The sequence below is a fragment of the Xylophilus rhododendri genome (genome assembly GCF_009906855.1).
Classification (GTDB): domain Bacteria; phylum Pseudomonadota; class Gammaproteobacteria; order Burkholderiales; family Burkholderiaceae_C; genus Xylophilus; species Xylophilus rhododendri.
The window spans coordinates 5,165,934-5,181,030 of sequence record NZ_CP047650.1; the positions used below are offsets into that span (position 1 = coordinate 5,165,934).

Genomic DNA, 15,097 nt, shown 5'->3' on the forward strand with positions numbered 1-15,097 from the left:
GTCACCAGACCTTCCACCAGGGATCGGCTTCCTTCTTCACGGTGCCGTTCACATAGGCGCTGTTGGGATAGTTGGTGGCGATCACCCGGCGCGTGTCCTCGCTCATGTCCTTCATGCCCAGGGCGTTATAGGACTGCATCAGGATGAAGAGCGCCTCTTCGGTCGCCGGCACGCCGGTGTAGCCGGAAATCGCGTTCTGCGCCCGGTTGATCGCCGCCACGTAGGCGCCGCGGCTGTAGTAGTAGCGGGCCACGTGCACCTCGTACTGGGCCAGCGAATTGACGATGTAGGTCATGCGCTGGCGGGCATCGGGCGCGTACTTCGATTCCGGAAAACGCGTGACCAGCTGGTTGAAGCTTTCGAAGGAATCCTTGGCCGCCTTCTGGTCGCGCTCGGACAGGTCCTGGCGCGAGATGAAGGAGAACAGGCCCAGGTCGTCGTTGAAGTTGGCCAGGCCCTTCAGGTAGAAGGCGTAGTCCAGCGCGGGGCTGGCCGGATGCAGGCGGATGAAGCGGTCCAGCGTGGCGATGGCCTGCACCGACTGCGTGGCCTTGTACTGGGCATAGGCCTTCTCCAGCTCGGCCTGCTGCGCCAGCGGCGTGCCGGCGGCGCGGCCTTCGAGCTTTTCGTACAGCGGAACGGCCTTGTCGTAGTTGGCCGACGAAGCCTCGTCCTTGGCTTCGGAATAGATCTTGTTGGGGCTCCAGCCGGCGGTCTGGTCATCGACCGACGTGGTTCCGCAGCCGGAAAGCAGGGCTGCAGCCACCAGCATGAACCCTGCGGTGGGCACCAACGATAATTTCACCTGACGCATCACGGGCCACCTCTTGAGAAAAACCTCCGGGATTATATCGGCGCACCCCACGCCAGCCACCGCAGAGGCCACGCCGGCCGATGGCATTGCCCTGCCCGACGACGGGCCGCTGGCCGAGTTGGACAGCGAAACCGACGCCGATCCGGCCGATTCCAGCGAACAGCGCGACTTCTCGGTTCCCGCCGCGCTGCACGGCGACCGATTGGACCGCGCCCTGACCGCCGCGGCGCCCGAGTTCTCGCGCAGCTACCTGCAGCAGCGCATCGCCGCGGGCGACGTGCGCCTGAACGGCGCGGTGGCCAGCAAGGCCTCCGGCAAGGTGCGGGCCACCGACCGCATCGAGATCGACCTGCGGCCCACGCTGCAGACCCAGGCCTTCCTGCCGGAAGACATTCCGCTGGACGTGGTCTACGAGGACGAGGACCTGCTGGTGGTGAACAAGCCCGCGGGACTGGTCGTGCATCCGGCGCCGGGCAACTGGCGCGGCACGCTGCTCAACGCCTTGCTGGCGCGCCATCCGGCCGCCGCCACGCTGCCGCGCGCCGGCATCGTGCACCGGCTCGACAAGGACACCAGCGGCCTGATGGTGGTGGCGCGCAGCCGTCGCGCGATGGATGCACTGGTCAAGGCCATTGCCGCGCGCGACGTCAGCCGCCAGTACCTGGCGCTGGCGCACCGCCCCTGGAAGGGCGCCGAGGAGCGCGATATCGAATCGCCCATCGGCCGCGACGCGCGCAACCGCCTGCGCATGGCGGTGGTCGACCTGGCCCGGCAACCGGGCAAGACGGCGCGCACCCACTTCCAGCTGCTGGCCAATGCCGCCGAGGGCTGCTGGGTGCAGTGCGCGCTCTACACCGGCCGCACCCACCAGATCCGGGTGCACCTGGCCTCCATCGGCCATTCGCTGGTGTCCGATGCCCTGTACGGCGGAGGACCGGCCGGCGGCATGCAGCGCCAGGCGCTGCACGCCTTCCGGCTGGCCTTCGAGCACCCGGTCGACGGCCGGCCGCTGGCTTTCGAGGCGGCGCCGCCCGCCGACCTGATGGCCGCGCTGGCCGCATGGGGCCTCGCTTACAATCCTCCGCTGCCTGCCTAGGGCGCTCCCGACGGGGCGCCGGGTACGGCCACCACACCGCCGCAATACTGTCGGCATCCTGCGCCGCTCGCCCGGCGCCCCCCGGTCGCGGCACGCCGCGCCGCCGCCCACGCCCCGTTAACGCCAACGCCAGCCGAAAGCGCCCGACCATGAATACGGCGGATGCCAAGCGCATCCTTGAAACCGCCCTGATCTGCTCGCCCCAGCCCCTGCCGCTGCGCGAGCTGCGCCAGCTGTTCGACGACAGCCTGGGCGCCGACACCGTGCGCCAGCTGCTAGAAGACCTGCAGGCCGACTGGGCCCAGCGCGGCGTGGAACTGGTGCAGGTGGCCACCGGCTGGCGTTTCCAGAGCCGGCCGAAGATGCGGCCCTACCTGGATCGCCTGCATCCGGAGAAACCGCCGCGCTACAGCCGCGCCGTGCTGGAGACGCTGGCCATCATCGCCTACCGCCAGCCGGTCACCCGGGGCGACATGGAGGACATCCGCGGTGTGGCGGTCAACAGCATGGTCGTCAAGCAGATCGAGGACCGGGGCTGGATCGAGGTGATCGGCCACCGCGAAACCGTGGGCCGGCCGGCGCTGTTCGCCACCACCAAGCAATTCCTGGACGACCTGGGCCTGGCCTCGCTCGACCAACTGCCGCTGACCGACGGTGCCGCCGCCGAAAAGGCCTTGCGCGCCGCGCTGCAGGAAGAGGGCGGCGACGTGCGGCAGGGCGAGCTCTCGATCGACGACCTTCCGCCGGAGCGGCCCGAGCAGCCTGAACCGCCGCAGCCGGGCGAGCCCGCCGACGCGATCGATCTCGGCGAAGCCGACGCCCCCCCATTCGAGCCCAGCTCCGACCCCGCCGCGCCGGCGCCGGACCCGGGCACAGAAGATTCCAAGGACACGCCATGAACCACCCCACGCCCGAAGACGACCTGCCGCAGGACCCGAAAACGTCCCCGCAGTCCGACGCCGCTCCCGCGCCGCAGGCCACGCCCGCCGGCGCCGACGACGACCGTTTCGGCGATGTCCTGTCCGGCCGCTTCGACGTCGAAGCCGACGAGTCGCCCGAGCCCGAAGCCGCCGCCGCGCCGCCCAAGCGTGTGCTGCAGCCCCAGCAGGATTCCCCCAAGCTGCACAAGGTGCTGGCCCAGGCCGGCCTGGGCTCGCGCCTGGAGATGGAGCAGATGATCGAGGAGGGCCGCATCTCGGTGAACAACGAGCCGGCGCACGTCGGCCAGCGCATCCAGTACGGCGACCAGATCAAGGTCAACGGCAAGGCGGTGCGCATCCGCATCGATCCGCCGGCCGCGCGGGTGATCGCCTACCACAAGCCCGCCGGCGAAGTGGTGACCCACGACGATCCGCAGAACCGCCCGACGGTGTTCCGCCGCCTGCCGCGCCTGCATGCCGGCAAGTGGCAATCGGTGGGCCGGCTCGACCTGAACACCGAAGGCCTGCTGCTGCTGACCAACTCCGGCGAACTGGCCAACCGCCTGATGCATCCTCGCTTCGGCCTGGAGCGCGAATACGCGGTGCGGGTGCTGGGCGCGCTCAACAAGGAAGAAAAGCAGAAGCTGCTCGACGGCGTGCGCCTGGACGACGGCATGGCCCAGTTCGGCTCCATCGAGGACGGCGGCGGCGAGGGCGCCAACACCTGGTACCGCGTCACCATCTCCGAAGGCCGCAACCGCGAGGTGCGCCGCATGCTGGAGGCGGTGGGCCATGCGGTCAGCCGGCTGATCCGCATCCGATACGGCGCCATGCTGCTGCCGCGCGGCCTGAAGCGCGGCGCCTTCATGGAACTCGACGAGCGCGACATCAACTCCTTGATGGAAGCAGCCGGCGTGCCCAAGCCCGCGCGTGGCGAAAAACCGTTGGTGCGCGCCCCCGGCAAGCACCGCGAAGGCGGTGGCGCACAGGTGCCAGCCGCGCCCAGCCGCATCTTCGGTGCTTTCGGCAAGGGTGGCGGCGAGGGCGGTGCGCCGGCCAACACCGCCCGGCCCGCCGGTCCGCGCGGCGGCTACAAGAATGCCGCACGCGTCGAGGCGGCCCGCGGCGAGAAGGCCGAGGGCCAGCCCGATCCGCTCAAGACATCGCTCGGCTACATCGGCGCCGACAGCCTGAAGCGCCAGCGCCAGGAGACCCGCAAGACCAAGCCGCCGGGCGGCCCGCGCGGCCGAGGCCGCTGAAGCGGCGGCCCCTTAAAAAGGGCTTGTCACCGCAGGCTAAAATGCCGGGTTTTGCCGACTGGGCAAAATCCTCTTAGACATCCAGAACTCAGGAAACTCAGGAAAAACCATGGCCATCGAACGTACCCTCTCCATCATCAAGCCCGACGCCGTCGCCAAGAACGCCATCGGCCAGATCGTCTCGCGCTTCGAAGCCGCCGGCCTGAAGATCGCCGCTGCCCGCCTGGTGCAGCTGTCGCGCGCCGAAGCCGAACAGTTCTACGCCGTGCACTCGGCACGCCCCTTCTTCAAGGACCTGGTCGAATTCATGATCTCCGGCCCCGTCTTCGCGCAAGTGCTCGAAGGTGAAGGCGCGATCCTGAAGAACCGCGACCTGATGGGCGCCACCGACCCCAAGAAGGCCGACAAGGGCACCATCCGCGCCGACTTCGCCGACAGCATCGACGCCAACGCCGTGCACGGCTCCGACGCCGCCGAAACCGCCGCCGTCGAAATCGCCTTCTTTTTCCCCTCCCTGAACGTCTACGCCCGCTAAGCAGCGGCCGACGCACCGCGCATGAACACCCGGACCAATCTGCTCGACTTCGATCTCGACGGGTTGGCCGCGTTCTGCGAACAACTGGGCGAGAAGCGCTTCCGCGCCACCCAGCTGTTCCGCTGGATCCACCAGCGCGGTGCCTCCGATTTCTCCGCGATGAGCGACCTCGCGAAGTCGCTGCGCGAAAAACTCCCGGGCATCGCCGAAGTGCGTGCCCTGCCGGTCGCCGCCGAACATGTCTCGGCCGACGGCACCATCAAATGGCTGTTCGACGTGGGCGGCGGCGATGCGGTGGAAACCGTGTTCATCCCCGAGGACGACCGCGGCACCCTGTGCATCTCCTCGCAGGCCGGCTGCGCCGTCAACTGCCGCTTCTGCTCCACCGGCCACCAGGGCTTCAGCCGCAACCTGACCACCGCCGAGATCACCGCCCAGCTCTGGTACGCCGAGCACGCGCTGCGAAAGCGCCTGGGCACCACCGAACGCGTCATCTCCAACGTGGTGATGATGGGCATGGGCGAGCCGCTGCAGAACTATTCGGCCCTGGTGCCGGCGCTGCGCACCATGCTCGACGACCATGCCTACGGCATGTCGCGCCGCCGGGTCACGGTCTCCACCTCCGGCGTGGTGCCGATGATGGACCGCCTGTCGCAGGACTGCCCCGTGGCCCTGGCCGTGTCCCTGCATGCGCCCATCGATGCGCTGCGCGACAACCTGGTGCCGCTCAACCGCAAGTACCCGATCGCCGAACTGCTCGAGGCCTGCCGCCGCTACCTGGCCTTCGCCCCGCGCGACTTCATCACCTTCGAGTACTGCATGCTCGACGGCGTGAACGACCTGCCCGAACATGCCGACCGGCTAGCCGAGCTGGTGAAGGGGCAGGGCGGCTCGCCCGGCGTGTCCTGCAAGTTCAACCTGATTCCCTTCAACCCGTTTCCCGCGTCCGGCCTGAAGCGCTCGCCGCGCGAGCGGGTCACGGCCTTCGCCCAGCGGCTGAGCGATGCCGGCATCGTCACCACGGTGCGCAAGACGCGCGGCGACGACATCGATGCCGCCTGCGGCCAGCTGGCCGGCGACGTGAAGGACCGCACCCACGTGATGAAGCGCATCGCCCGGCAGCGCAGCACTCCGCTGGTGCCGGTGGCCGCGCAGGGGGAGTCCTGAGCCGATGCCAAAGACCTTGTTTCTGCTCCTTGCGGCCTGCCTCTGCCTGCTGACGGCCTGCGTGTCGCGCCAGATCACCACCCAGCAGCCGATCGGGCAGAACAACGAGGTCACCCGCCCCGAGCTGGTGACCGCATCGGACGAAAGCCCCGCCCGCCGCCGCGCCCGCATACGCATCGAGCTGGCCTCGGGTTATTTCGAGAACGACAAGACCACGGTGGCGCTGGACGAAGTCAAGCAGGCGATCGCCGCCGATCCCGACTACGCGCCCGCCTACGCCCTGCGCGGCCTGATCTACATGCGGCTCTCCGACTTCGACCTGGCCGTCGACAGCTTCCGCCGCGCCGTCACCCTCAATCCGCGCGACGCCGACACCCTGCACAACTACGGCTGGCTGCAATGCCAGCAGCGCCGTTACGACGAGGCAGACCGGCTCTTCAGCCAGGCCGCCAACACGCCCGGCTACGGCAACCGCGCCAAGACGCTGATGACGCAGGGCATCTGCGAGCTGCGCGCCGGCCGCAACGAACTGGCGCAGACCACGCTCTCGGCCGCCTACGACATCGATCCGGGCAACCCGATCGTCGGCTACACCCTGGCCAACATGCAATTCCAGCGGGGCGATGTGGAGCGCGCGCGTTTCTACATCCGCCGTGTCAACAACGGCGAATTCGCCAATGCCGAGTCCCTGTGGCTGGGCATCCGCATCGAGCGGCGCCTGGGCGACCGTGTCGCGACGGCGCAGCTGGGCGAACAATTGCGCAAGCGCTTCCCGCAGTCGCGCGAAGCCGCTTCCTTCGAGCGTGGAGCATTCGATGAGTGAGACGGACCAGCCCCGTCCGGCCGGCCCCGGCGCCGGCGCCCTGTTGCGGGACGCGCGCGAGCGAGCGGGTATGCATATCGCCTCCCTGGCCGTGATGCTGAAAGTGCCGGTGTCCCGACTCGAGGCGCTGGAGGCCGACCGCTACGACCTGCTGCCGGACCCGCCCTTCGTGCGCGCCCTGGCCGGCGGGGTGTGCCGCGCGCTCAAGCTCGATCCGGCGCCGGTGCTGGCCCTGCTGCCGCAGAAGCTGCCGCCGCGCCTGGGCGCCGACGTGAAGCGCACCGACGGCGCCACCTTCCGCACCGCCAAGGCCGCGCCCGCGAGCCTGGCCGGCCTGCGCAGCGGGCTGCGCCATCCGGCCGTGTGGCTGGTGGTGTTGATCCTGGTCGCGGCCGCGGTGTTGCTGCTGGTGCCCGCCGGCCGGCTCGATGCCTGGACGCAGATGGTGCTCGGCCCGCGCGGCGAGCCGGCGGTGCCGGCGCCGGTGGGTGGCGTGACCGATGTGACGCCGCCGTCCTCCGAACCGCCGGTCGCCGCCGTGGCGCCCGAAGGCCCTGAATCCATGCGCGGGCAGGCGGGGACAACGGTGGATGCGGCGCCCGCGCCGCAAGCAGCCGCGCCCGCGGCTGCACCGGTGCTGCAGGCTTCGCCGGCGTTGCCAGCGACGGCACCGGCTGCTGCGGCTGCAGCTGTCGCGGCCGATGGGCTCGTCAATTTCAACGCCACCGCCGCATCCTGGGTGCGCGTGAGCGACAGCCGCGGCGCCACCGTGTTCGAAAAAGTGCTGCAGCCCGGCACCGCCCAGAGCGTGGGCGGAACGCCGCCGCTGACGGTGGTGGTCGGCAATGCCGGCGCCACCGCGGTACAGGTGCGCGGCCAGGCGCTCGACCTCGTGCCGATCACCCGCAACAACGTCGCCCGCTTCGAGGTGAAGTGATGACCGTGTCCGATCTTTCCGCGTCTTTCCCGTCCGATTCCAGCGCCGGCCGGCCGATCGAGGTCGCCCATCCGCCGCCACGGCGCTCGCGCCAGGCCAGCGTGGTCTGGGGCCCGCGGGTGGTCACCATCGGCGGCGATGCGCCGGTGCGGGTGCAGTCCATGACCAACACCGACACGGTGGATGCGATCGGCACCGCGATCCAGGTCAAGGAACTGGCCCAGGCCGGCTCGGAGATGGTGCGCATCACCGTCAACACGCCCGAAGCCGCCGCGCAGGTGCCCTACATCCGCGAGCAGCTCGACCGCATGGGCATCGACGTGCCCCTGGTCGGTGACTTCCACTACAACGGCCACCGCCTGCTCACCGAATACCCGGCCTGCGCCGAGGCCCTGTCCAAGTACCGCATCAACCCCGGCAACGTGGGCAAGGGCGACAAGCACGACAAGCAGTTCGGCCAGATGATCGACGCCGCCCTGCGCTGGAACAAGCCGGTGCGCATCGGCGTGAACTGGGGCAGCCTGGACCAGGAACTGCTCGCTTCGCTGATGGACGAGAACAGCCGCCGCCCCCAGCCCTGGGACGCGCGCCAGGTGATGTACGAGGCGCTGATCACCTCGGCCATCGACTCGGCCCGCCTGGCCGAACGCATGGGCATGGACGGCCGGCAGGTGATCCTGTCCTGCAAGGTCAGCGGCGTGCGCGACCTGATCTCGGTCTACCGCGAGCTGGCGCGCCGCTGCGACTATCCCCTGCACCTGGGCCTGACCGAAGCCGGCATGGGCACCAAGGGCACGGTGGCATCGGCCGCCGCGCTGTCGGTGCTGCTGCAGGAGGGCATAGGCGACACCATCCGTGTCTCGCTCACGCCCCAGCCGGGCGAATCGCGCACCCAGGAAGTGGTGGTGGCCAACGAGATCCTGCAGGCGCTCGGCCTGCGCGTCTTCGTGCCCAGCGTCACCGCCTGCCCGGGCTGCGGCCGCACCACCAGTGGCACCTTCCAGGAGCTGGCCAAGCAGATCGACGACTTCCTGCGCATGCAGATGCCGGTCTGGCGCAAGACCTATCCCGGCGTCGAGAACCTCAAGGTCGCGGTCATGGGCTGCATCGTCAACGGACCTGGCGAGAGCAAGCATGCCGACATCGGCATCAGCCTGCCCGGCACCGGCGAGGCACCCGCCGCGCCCGTCTTCATCGACGGCGAAAAAGCCCTCACCCTGCGCGGCGAGAACATCGCCGCCGAATTCCAGCAGCTCGTAGAGCGCTACATCGCACAACGCTTCGGCAACCCGTCCACCGTGGCGGCCGCCTGATTTCTTCCCCAAATGGCTGACAACACACCCACCGCCGGCAAGGCCTCGCGCCTGGCCGGCGTGAAAGGCATGAACGACATCCTGCCGCCGGACTCGGCGCGCTGGGAGTGGTTTGAGGACAAGGTGCGCAACCTGATGTCGCGCTACGCCTTCCGCAACATCCGCACGCCCATCGTGGAGCCGACCGCGCTCTTCGTGCGCGGCACCGGCCAGACCACCGACATCGTCGAGAAGGAGATGTACTCCTTCGCCGACCGGCTCAACGGCGAGGAACTGACCCTGCGCCCGGAGAACACCCCCGGCGTGGTGCGTGCCGCCATCGAGCACAACCTCACCTACGACGGCGGCAAGCGGCTCTACTACATGGGCCCGATGTTCCGCCACGAGCGCCCGCAGCGCGGCCGCTACCGGCAGTTCTACCAGCTGGGCGTGGAAGCGCTGGGCTTCGCCGGCCCCGAGATGGACGCCGAGGTGATGCTGCTGGTGCACACCCTGTTCCAGGAACTGGGCCTGCGCAATGTGCGTGTGGAACTCAACAGCCTGGGTGTGCCGGCAGAACGCCAGGCCCACCGCGCCGCGTTGATCGAATACTTCGAAAAGCACGCCGAACTTCTGGACGAGGACGCCCGCCGCCGCCTGCATGCCAATCCGCTGCGCATCCTCGACACCAAGAACCCGGCCATGCAGGACCTGGTGCGCGCCGCGCCCCAGCTGCTCGACTACCTGGGCGATGACTCGCGCCGCCACCTGGAAACCGTGCAGGGCCTGCTGACCGCCTGCGGCGTGGCCTGGACCGTCAACCCGCGCCTGGTGCGCGGCCTGGACTATTACTCGCACACCGTCTTCGAATTCATCACCGACGAACTCGGCGCCCAGGGCACCCTGTGCGGCGGCGGCCGCTACGACGGCCTGTTCGAACTGTTGGGCGGCAAGCCGACCGCAGCGGTGGGCTGGGGCATGGGCATCGAGCGGGTGCTGGAACTGCTGCAGTCCCAGCAGACGCAGGACCTCACACCCGCGCCCGACGCCTATGCCGTCATCCCCGACGCGGCCTCGCTTGCGGTCGTCGTGCCGGTGCTGCAGGCCCTGCGCGCGGCGGGCGTGGCGGTGCAGATGCACGCCGGCACCGGCGAAGGCATGGGCAGCTTCAAGTCGCAGTTCAAGAAGGCGGACGCCAGCGGCGCAGCCTTCGCGCTGGTCTTCGGCGGCGATGAACTCGCGCGCGGCGAAGTCACCGTCAAGTCGCTGCGCGACGGCAGCGGCGCGCAGCGCCTGGAGTGCCTGGACGCCATCGCCTCCTGGGCGCCAACCCTACAATCCCGCGCTTGAAGCGCAGAGCGAAAAGCAAGCATCCATGGCCATCCATCTCGACCTCGAAGAACAAGAACAGCTCGACCAGTTGAAGCATTTCTGGGAGCGCTGGGGCACGCTGATCACCGGTGTGATCGTGCTCGTCGCCCTCGGCTTCGCCGGCTGGAACCTCTACAACTACTGGGACCGCCGCCAGGCGGCGCAGTCCGCCGTGCTGTACGACGAAGTCGAGCGCGCCGTGCAGGCCGGCGACGCCAGCCATGCCGAACGCGCCTTCCAGGACGTGCGCGAAAAATTCGGTCGTACCGTCTACGCCCAGCAGGCTGGCCTTGCCGCCGCCAAGCTGCTGCTCGACAAGGGCAACACCGACGGCGCCAAGGCCGCGCTGGCCTGGGTGGCCGACAAGGGCAGGGACGATGGCCTGCAGGCGGTCGCCCGGCTGCGCACCGCGGCCATCCTGCTCGATGCCAAGGCCTATGACGAGGCGCTCAAGCAGGTCGATGCCTCCATGCCGGCCGCCTTCGCACCGCTGGCCGCCGACCGCAAGGGCGACATCCTGGCCGCGCAGGGCAAGTCGGCCGACGCCGTGGCCGCCTACACCAGCGCCTGGAAGGGCCTGGACAGCCAGTCGGAATACCGCCGGCTGGTCGAAATCAAGCTCAACGCCCTGGGCGTCGATCCCCGTACGTCTGCAGGCGCAGAGGCCAAATCGTGAACCGTATGAACCAGAAGCTTTCCATGCGTCCGCTCTTCCTGGCGCTCGGCGTGGCCGCGGCCCTCGCGCTCGGCGGCTGCTCGATGATGCCGGACTCGATGCGCACCATCTTCGGCGGCACGCCGCCGCCCAAGCCGGCGGCGCTGGGCCCGAACGTGGTCAAGGTGGCGGTGCGCCAGGCCTGGTCGGCCAAGATCGGCTCGACCAGCACACTCTCGCTTTCGCCCCAGGTCGTCGGCGACACCGTCATGCTGGCCTCCAACGACGGCACCGTGGTGGCGCTGGACGGACGCAGCGGCCGCGAACTCTGGCGCGCCAGCGCCGGCGCGCCGCTGTCGGCCGGTGTCGGCAGCGACGGCAAGCTGACGGCGGTGGTCACCCGCAACAACGAGCTGGTGAGTTTTGCCGACGGCCGCGAAGCCTGGCGCCAGCCGCTGCCGGCCGAAGTCTTCACCGCGCCCTTCGTCGCCGGTGAACGTGTCTTCCTGCTGGCGGCCGACCGCTCGGTGCTCGCCTTCGACGGCAAGACCGGCAAGCGCCTGTGGCAGCAGCAGCGCAGCGGCGAGCCGCTGGTGCTGCGCCACGGCGGCGCGCTGCTGGCGGTGGGCGACACCCTGGTGGCGGGCCTGGCCGGTCGCATGGTCGGCATGAACCCGGGCAACGGCTCGGTGCGCTGGGAGGCGCCGGTGGCCGTCACCCGCGGTACCAACGACATCGAGCGCCTGGTCGACTTGGTCGGCCGCACCGCGCGCGACGGCAGCATCGTCTGCGCCCGGGCCTTCCAGTCGACCGTCGGCTGCGTGGATGCCTCGCGCGGCCAACTTCTGTGGGCGCGCCCGGCCGCCGGCTACACAGGCCTGGATCTGGACGACCAGCGCATCTACGGCACCGAAGCCAACGGCGTCATCAACGCCTGGAACCGCGCCGACGGCGAACGCGCCTGGACGGTGGAGCGCCTGCGTTACCGCAAGCTCAGCGCGCCGCTGGTGCTGGGCCGCTCGATCGCCCTGGGCGACGAAACCGGCCTGGTCCACATGCTCTCGCGCGAGGACGGCTCGGACGTCAACCGCCTGAGCACCGACGGCTCGCCGATCACCACTGCGCCGGTCGTGGTGGGAGACACGCTGGTCGTGGTCACCGCCAACGGCGGTGTCTACGGCTTCGTTCCCGAATAAGAAATCCGGGGCTTCAGGCCCCAAATCTCCATGAAACCGGTCATCGCCCTCGTCGGGCGCCCCAACGTCGGCAAGTCCACGCTGTTCAATCGCATGACGAAGTCGCGCGATGCCATCGTGGCGGACTTCGCCGGCCTCACCCGCGACCGGCACTACGGCAACGGCCATATCGGCCGCCGTGAATTCATCGTCATCGACACCGGCGGCTTCGAGCCCGATGCGGTCGACGGCAACATCTTCCACGAGATGGCCAAGCAGACGCGCCAGGCCGTCGCCGAAGCCGACGTGGTGATCTTCGTGGTCGATGCGCGGGCCGGCGTCTCCTCGCAGGACCACGACATCGCCAACTACCTGCGCCGCCTGGGCAAGCCCTGCGTGCTGGCGGCCAACAAGGCCGAAGGCATGCGCGAAGGCGTGCAGCTGGTCGAGTTCTTCGAGCTGGGGCTGGGCGAGGTGCACGGGGTTTCCGCGGCCCACGGCCAGGGCATCCGCGACCTGCTGGAACTGGCGCTGGAAACGCTGAACCTGCCGGAAGAGGACGAAGACGAGGAGGGCGCCGAGGACGGCGTCGTCAAGCTGGCCGTGGCCGGCCGGCCCAATGTCGGCAAGTCCACCCTGATCAACACCTGGCTCGGCGAGGAGCGCCTGGTTGCCTTCGACATGCCGGGCACCACCCGCGACGCGATCTCGGTGCCTTTCGAGCGCAATGGCACCAAGTACGAGCTGATCGACACCGCCGGCCTGCGCCGCAAAGGCAAGGTCTTCGAGGCCATCGAGAAGTTCTCGGTGGTCAAGACCCTGCAGGCCATCGAGACGGCCAACGTGGTGCTGCTGCTGATCGACGCCGCCGAAGGCGTGACCGACCAGGACGCCCATATCGCCGGCTACATCCTGGAGAGCGGCCGTGCCGTGGTCATCGCCATCAACAAGTGGGATGCGGTCGATGCCTACCAGCGCGAGCTGGTGCAGCGCTCCATCGAGACCCGGCTGGCCTTCCTGAAGTTCGCCGCCATGCTGTTCATCTCGGCCAAGAAGCGCCAGGGCCTGGGCCCGGTGTGGGATGCCATCGGCCAGGCGCACCGCGCCGCCATGCGCAAGATGCCCACGCCGGTGCTCACCCGGGTGCTGCTGGAGGCGATCCAGTTCCAGTCGCCGCCGCGCGCCGGCATGTTCCGGCCCAAGATGCGTTATGCCCACCAGGGCGGCATGAACCCGCCGGTGATCATCATCCACGGCAATTCGCTGGAGCATGTGCCGGCGGCCTACATCCGTTTCCTGGAAGGCCGTTTCCGCAAGGAATTCGACCTGGTCGGCACGCCCCTGCGCATCCAGATGAAGACTTCCGAGAATCCGTTCGCCGGCAAGAAAGCCGAGTGACCTTCCACCGCATAGGTCTGTTACGGAAATACGTGTCCGTGCGGCAGACAGGTCCAAATGCTGTGTTAAGGTGGTGTTTTACAACAACATAGTTTGAACACGGAGCATATCGTGAGCAACAAGGGCCAACTCCTCCAAGACCCGTTCCTGAACGCGCTTCGGCGTGAACATGTTCCGGTCTCGATCTACCTGGTCAACGGCATCAAGCTGCAGGGTCAGATCGAATCCTTCGACCAATATGTCGTGCTGCTGCGCAATACCGTGACGCAGATGGTCTACAAGCACGCCATTTCCACCATCGTTCCCGGACGCGCAGTGAATTTCTCCACTGCCGATACTTCCGACGATCCCGTTGCCTAAGTCGCGGCTGCCGCGAAGCGCAACCTTCCCGGCAGCATCAGCGTCGGTCAGCCTGAGTTCCGCGCATTGAATATCGACGAGTCAAACGATACCGCCCCGGCACCCGTGGTGCTGGTGGGGGTGGACCTGGGCTTTCCGAATTTCGACGGAGAACTTGAGGAACTCGGCCTGCTGGCCGAGACCGCCGGCCTGCGCCCTGTCGCCCGCATCGTGGCCCGCCGCAAGGCACCCGATGCGGCGCTGTTCGTGGGCAGCGGCAAGGCCGATGAAATCAAGATGCTCGCCGAGCACCATGGCGCCGTCGAGGTGCTGTTCGACCAGGCCCTGAGCCCGGCGCAGCAGCGCAACCTCGAACGCCAGCTGGGCATGCCGGTCAATGACCGCACCTTGCTGATCCTGCAGATCTTCGCCCAGCGTGCGCGCAGCCACGAAGGCAAGCTGCAGGTGGAGCTGGCCCGCCTGCAATACCTCAGCACCCGGCTGGTCCGGCGCTGGTCCCACCTGGAGCGCCAGACCGGCGGTGCGGGTGTGCGCGGCGGCCCCGGCGAGAAGCAGATCGAGCTGGACCGCCGCATGATCGGCGAGACCATCAAGCGCACCAAAGAGCGCCTGCAGAAGGTCAAGCGCCAGCGCGGCACCCAGCGGCGCCAGCGCGAGCGGCGCGAGACCTTCAACATCTCGCTGGTCGGCTACACCAACGCCGGCAAGTCGACGCTGTTCAACAGCCTGGTCAAGGCGCGTGCCTATGCGGCCGACCAGCTCTTCGCCACGCTCGACACCACCACCCGCCAGCTCTATCTGGGCGCGGAAGCCGGTTCGGTCTCGCTGTCTGACACCGTGGGCTTCATCCGCGACCTGCCGCACGGCCTGGTCGATGCCTTCCAGGCCACGCTGCAGGAGGCCATCGATGCCGACCTGCTGCTGCATGTGGTGGACGCGGCCAACCCGGACTTCGTCGAGCAGATCGCCCAGGTCCAGCGGGTGCTGCACGAGATCGGCGCGGCCGACGTGCCGCAGCTGCTGGTCTTCAACAAGATCGATGCCCTGCCGGACGAGCGCCAGCCGCTCTCGCCGCAGGACACCTACGAGATCGAAGGCGCCCAGGTGCCGCGCATCTTCCTCAGCGCCCAGAAGGGCACCGGCATCGCGCTGCTGCGTACCGTGCTGACCGAGGCCGTCACCGCCCACCGGGCGGCGATGGCCCGTCCGGAAGCCGGCCCATTGGCGGCTGCCGTCGACGAAGACGGCACAATGCCCTCCCACTCCACCAACGCGTCATAGTGAGATTTCGTGCA

At 68.8% G+C, this 15,097-nt stretch carries 15 protein-coding genes; 14 read left to right on the forward strand and 1 reads right to left on the reverse strand.

The features are described 5' to 3' along the window. Nucleotide 1 precedes the first annotated feature (1 nt). A complete protein-coding gene (locus GT347_RS23915; RefSeq protein ID WP_160554572.1) occupies nucleotides 2–814 on the reverse strand; it encodes an outer membrane protein assembly factor BamD in 813 nt (270 codons plus the stop codon). A 13-nt stretch (nucleotides 815–827) separates the two neighbouring features. Here GT347_RS23915 and GT347_RS23920 point away from each other — a divergent pair, with 13 nt between their 5' ends. The 14 genes from GT347_RS23920 (at nucleotide 828) to hflX (ending at nucleotide 15,083) form a co-directional block, all read left to right on the forward strand. Then, the gene (locus tag GT347_RS23920) at nucleotides 828–1,910 is read left to right on the forward strand and encodes an RluA family pseudouridine synthase (RefSeq protein ID WP_160554573.1); all 1,083 of its coding nucleotides are present in this window, start codon (nucleotides 828–830) and stop codon (nucleotides 1,908–1,910) included. Between the two features lie 149 nt (nucleotides 1,911–2,059). After that, nucleotides 2,060–2,809, forward strand: a complete 750-nt coding sequence (gene scpB, locus GT347_RS23925) for an SMC-Scp complex subunit ScpB (protein WP_229722466.1) — start codon at nucleotides 2,060–2,062, stop codon at nucleotides 2,807–2,809. Next, entirely contained in the window at nucleotides 2,806–4,089 is a 1,284-nt protein-coding gene (locus GT347_RS23930) for a pseudouridine synthase (protein ID WP_195812368.1), read from the forward strand. The genes scpB and GT347_RS23930 overlap by 4 nt, the downstream gene beginning before the upstream one ends. A 109-nt stretch (nucleotides 4,090–4,198) precedes the next feature. Then, entirely contained in the window at nucleotides 4,199–4,624 is a 426-nt protein-coding gene (gene ndk, locus GT347_RS23935; protein WP_160554574.1) for a nucleoside-diphosphate kinase, read from the forward strand. 21 nt (nucleotides 4,625–4,645) lie between these two features. Beyond that, nucleotides 4,646–5,791 carry a 23S rRNA (adenine(2503)-C(2))-methyltransferase RlmN gene (rlmN, locus tag GT347_RS23940; RefSeq protein ID WP_160554575.1) on the forward strand — a complete coding sequence of 382 codons (1,146 nt, stop codon included), beginning with the start codon at nucleotides 4,646–4,648 and terminating at the stop codon, nucleotides 5,789–5,791. A gap of 16 nt (nucleotides 5,792–5,807) precedes the next feature. Next, on the forward strand, nucleotides 5,808–6,614 hold the full coding sequence (gene pilW, locus GT347_RS23945; protein ID WP_407704118.1) for a type IV pilus biogenesis/stability protein PilW: 807 nt from the start codon (nucleotides 5,808–5,810) through the stop codon (nucleotides 6,612–6,614). Then, nucleotides 6,607–7,551, forward strand: coding sequence for a helix-turn-helix domain-containing protein (locus GT347_RS23950; RefSeq protein WP_160554577.1), 945 nt, complete (start codon nucleotides 6,607–6,609; stop codon nucleotides 7,549–7,551). The genes pilW and GT347_RS23950 overlap by 8 nt, the downstream gene beginning before the upstream one ends. A 5-nt stretch (nucleotides 7,552–7,556) precedes the next feature. Beyond that, on the forward strand, nucleotides 7,557–8,864 hold the full coding sequence (ispG, locus tag GT347_RS23955) for a flavodoxin-dependent (E)-4-hydroxy-3-methylbut-2-enyl-diphosphate synthase (protein WP_229722468.1): 1,308 nt from the start codon (nucleotides 7,557–7,559) through the stop codon (nucleotides 8,862–8,864). A gap of 12 nt (nucleotides 8,865–8,876) precedes the next feature. Beyond that, nucleotides 8,877–10,193, forward strand: a complete 1,317-nt coding sequence (gene hisS / locus GT347_RS23960) for a histidine--tRNA ligase (RefSeq protein ID WP_160554579.1) — start codon at nucleotides 8,877–8,879, stop codon at nucleotides 10,191–10,193. A gap of 25 nt (nucleotides 10,194–10,218) precedes the next feature. Then, complete coding sequence (locus GT347_RS23965; RefSeq protein ID WP_160554580.1) at nucleotides 10,219–10,890, forward strand: YfgM family protein; 672 nt, start codon at nucleotides 10,219–10,221, stop codon at nucleotides 10,888–10,890. Between the two features lie 23 nt (nucleotides 10,891–10,913). Next, nucleotides 10,914–12,065 (forward strand): outer membrane protein assembly factor BamB, encoded by a 1,152-nt coding sequence (gene bamB, locus GT347_RS23970; protein ID WP_229722470.1) that lies wholly within the window; start codon nucleotides 10,914–10,916, stop codon nucleotides 12,063–12,065. A 30-nt stretch (nucleotides 12,066–12,095) separates the two neighbouring features. Further along, complete coding sequence (gene der, locus GT347_RS23975; RefSeq protein ID WP_160554582.1) at nucleotides 12,096–13,442, forward strand: ribosome biogenesis GTPase Der; 1,347 nt, start codon at nucleotides 12,096–12,098, stop codon at nucleotides 13,440–13,442. 111 nt (nucleotides 13,443–13,553) lie between these two features. After that, complete coding sequence (gene hfq / locus GT347_RS23980; protein WP_229722472.1) at nucleotides 13,554–13,802, forward strand: RNA chaperone Hfq; 249 nt, start codon at nucleotides 13,554–13,556, stop codon at nucleotides 13,800–13,802. A 66-nt stretch (nucleotides 13,803–13,868) separates the two neighbouring features. Beyond that, on the forward strand, nucleotides 13,869–15,083 hold the full coding sequence (gene hflX, locus GT347_RS23985) for a GTPase HflX (protein WP_160554584.1): 1,215 nt from the start codon (nucleotides 13,869–13,871) through the stop codon (nucleotides 15,081–15,083). The last annotated feature ends 14 nt before the right edge of the window (nucleotides 15,084–15,097 follow it).

What these genes read in the sequence shown, in the direction of transcription:
- GT347_RS23915 (WP_160554572.1), bottom strand. Translation starts at nt 814, where the DNA reads ATGCGTCAGGTGAAATTATCGTTGGTGCCCACCGCAGGGTTCATGCTG.
- scpB (WP_229722466.1), top strand. Translation starts at nt 2,060, where the DNA reads ATGAATACGGCGGATGCCAAGCGCATCCTTGAAACCGCCCTGATCTGC.
- GT347_RS23930 (WP_195812368.1), top strand. Translation starts at nt 2,806, where the DNA reads ATGAACCACCCCACGCCCGAAGACGACCTGCCGCAGGACCCGAAAACG.
- ndk (WP_160554574.1), top strand. Translation starts at nt 4,199, where the DNA reads ATGGCCATCGAACGTACCCTCTCCATCATCAAGCCCGACGCCGTCGCC.
- rlmN (WP_160554575.1), top strand. Translation starts at nt 4,646, where the DNA reads ATGAACACCCGGACCAATCTGCTCGACTTCGATCTCGACGGGTTGGCC.
- GT347_RS23950 (WP_160554577.1), top strand. Translation starts at nt 6,607, where the DNA reads ATGAGTGAGACGGACCAGCCCCGTCCGGCCGGCCCCGGCGCCGGCGCC.
- hisS (WP_160554579.1), top strand. Translation starts at nt 8,877, where the DNA reads ATGGCTGACAACACACCCACCGCCGGCAAGGCCTCGCGCCTGGCCGGC.
- GT347_RS23965 (WP_160554580.1), top strand. Translation starts at nt 10,219, where the DNA reads ATGGCCATCCATCTCGACCTCGAAGAACAAGAACAGCTCGACCAGTTG.
- bamB (WP_229722470.1), top strand. Translation starts at nt 10,914, where the DNA reads ATGCGTCCGCTCTTCCTGGCGCTCGGCGTGGCCGCGGCCCTCGCGCTC.
- der (WP_160554582.1), top strand. Translation starts at nt 12,096, where the DNA reads ATGAAACCGGTCATCGCCCTCGTCGGGCGCCCCAACGTCGGCAAGTCC.